Here is a 2435-nt window from a genome sequence, read left to right as displayed (position 1 = left end):
GCCCGCAGCTGATCGCCCGCAGCTGATCGCCCGCAGCTGATCGCCCGCAGCTGATCGCCCGCAGCTGATCGCCCGCTGCTGATCGCCCCCGCGCCGCCTCCCGCCTTCCCGCTGCCCTCCCTCCGCCCTCCTCCTTTCCTCCCGCCCTCCGCCCTTCCTTCGTCCTTCCTTCGCCCTCTGGTTGATCTTGGGGAGGTTCGCGGATGCCGGGCGTTCGTCGGCTTCCCGTTTTTGTCGGGGGGTGGGGCTAGGGTCCCTGACGTGGGACGTAGTCAGGTGGTGCCTCGGGGGCGCGACCCGCGGTTCGGGCCGGATGCCGACGACACGGGTTGCACGATCCTGCATGTCGACATGGATGCTTTCTTCGCCTCGGTGGCCGTCCGCAGCCACCCTGAGCTGCGCGGCAAGCCCGTCGTCGTGGGCGGCGTGGGGCCGCGCGGCGTGGTCAGCTCGGCCAGCTACGAGGCGCGGCGCTTCGGCGTGCGCAGTGCGATGCCCACCGCGCGGGCCCGATCGCTCTGCCCGCAGGCGATCTTCCTGCCGGTCGAGGGCCCGGCCATCGCGGCCGCCTCCAAGGCGGTCATGGCGATCTTCCGGGACGTGACGCCGCTGGTCGAACCGCTCTCCTCGGACGAGGCCTTCCTCGACGTCGCGGGCGCGCAGCGGCTGCTCGGCCGCCCGGCCGAGATCGCCCGCCAGATCCGCGAGCGGATGTTCGCCGAGCAGGAGCTGACCTGCTCGGTCGGGGTGGCGCCGACCAAGTTCGTGGCCAAGCTCGGCTCGACCCGGGCCAAGCCCGACGGCATGGTCGTGGTGCCGGCCGGCCTGATCCTCGAGTTCCTGCACCCGCTGCCGGTCGACGCGCTGTGGGGCGTGGGGGAGCGGGCCGCCGAGACCCTGCGCCGGCTCGGCCTGACCACCGTCGGCGAGCTGGCCCAGGCACCGTTCGGCATGCTGCGCCGGGCGGTGGGCGAGGCCTCGGCCGCCCACCTGCACGAGCTGTCCTGGGGCCGCGACCCGCGGCGGGTCACCCCCGAGCACGTGGAGAAGTCGATCGGCGCCGAGATGACCTTCGACGTCGACGTGGCCGACCCGCTGGTGATCCGCCGGAGCCTGCTCGCGCTCGCCGAAAAGGTCGGCGCCCGCCTCCGCGCGGCCGGCCAGGTGGGCCGCACCGTGTCGATCAAAGTGCGCCTGGCCGACTTCCGGACGGTCAATCGATCTCGCACGGTGCCCACGAGCACCGATGTGGCCCGTGAGATTTTCGAGATTTCCTGGGCGCTGTTCGAAGCACTCGGCGCGAGCGACCATATTCGTCTGGTCGGCGTACGGGTCGAGGGCCTGACCGAGGCCGCCACCACATCACGGCAGCTCAGCCTCGGCGAACCGGAGCGCGGATGGCGCGAGGCGGAGGCCGCGGCGGACGCTGTGGCCGCTCGATTCGGCGGTGCCAGAGTGGGGCCAGCCAGTCTTTTGGGACGAAGCGATCTCCGTCGCACCGAAAATCACCCGCAGCGGACGGTCGTCCCGCTTTCCGAGCCGCCCACCCCCTCGTAGACTTGCTCGGTAAGGCAGCCGACGGCTGTCCCGCGCCACCTACCTGTTTCACCCCGACCTCCGGCTAGGGAGGTCGGCTCAGCTTCATTAGATTCGATGCGCCCGGGGAGGAATGCCGTGCCGCTCTCGGAGCACGAGCAGCGGCTGTTCGATCAAATCGAGCGGTCGCTTGCCGAGGACCCCAAGTTCGCCTCGGCTGTGCGGGCCAGCGACCCGCGTTTCCACGCACGGCGCCGGCTCCTGTTCGCCGCGTTCGTGATCATCCTTGGTCTCGCTCTGGTCGTCTACGGAACGGTGAGCAGCAACACTCTGCTCGGCGTTGGCGGTTTCGTGGTGATGCTGAGCTCGGCCGCCTTCGCGATGCAGTCTCGCCGTAAGGGCAACGCTCCCGACCTTCACGCGGTCGGCGGCACGGCCACCCGACGTACCCGGCAGACGCGCAAGGCAGGATTTCTCGATCGCCTGGAGGACCGGTGGCGGCAGCGTCCGGAAGGGCACCGCTGACCCCGGCGCGCTCAACGCCCTGAGCGCGCACACCTGAACACGCTGGCGCCCGCAGACGCCCAGCGACCGGCAGATGGCGGCCACCGGCCGCCATCGCCGTTTCTCGATGCCTGGCGCCCACCCGCCGCCGGCCTTCCCCGATGCCGTAACTCTTCAGCTGGTTGCCGCGTCGGCTTGATGCCGCCTGTCCGGCGATATGTCGCCCAGCCGGATGCGCCGGGTCGCCGACCGTCTTTCGGGTAGCCGCATTCGTGGTGAGTCACGTGGCCGTGGGCCGTGGGCCGTGGGCGGTTGGGCTGGGCGGTTGGGCTGGGCGGTTGGGCTGGGCGGTTGGGCTGGGCGGTTGGGCTGGGCGGTTGGGCTGGGCGGCTGGG

General features: G+C 71.3%; 2 protein-coding genes. Both read left to right on the top strand.

All coding sequences use genetic code 11. From position 1 onward, the window contains the following. The first annotated feature begins 261 nt into the window (after window positions 1-261). Window positions 262-1557 carry a DNA polymerase IV gene (dinB, locus tag Adu01nite_RS28500; protein ID WP_203731115.1) on the top strand — a complete coding sequence of 432 codons (1296 nt, stop codon included), beginning with the start codon at window positions 262-264 and terminating at the stop codon, window positions 1555-1557. Between the two features lie 117 nt (window positions 1558-1674). Continuing rightward, window positions 1675-2061 carry an SCO2097 family morphological protein gene (locus tag Adu01nite_RS28495; protein ID WP_203731113.1) on the top strand — a complete coding sequence of 129 codons (387 nt, stop codon included), beginning with the start codon at window positions 1675-1677 and terminating at the stop codon, window positions 2059-2061. Window positions 2062-2435: the final 374 nt, after the last annotated feature.

This window comes from Paractinoplanes durhamensis (assembly GCF_016862175.1).
In the GTDB taxonomy this organism is placed as follows: domain Bacteria; phylum Actinomycetota; class Actinomycetes; order Mycobacteriales; family Micromonosporaceae; genus Actinoplanes; species Actinoplanes durhamensis.
Note: the sequence above shows the minus strand (reverse complement) of the source record. Positions and strands in the feature narration are given on the sequence as shown.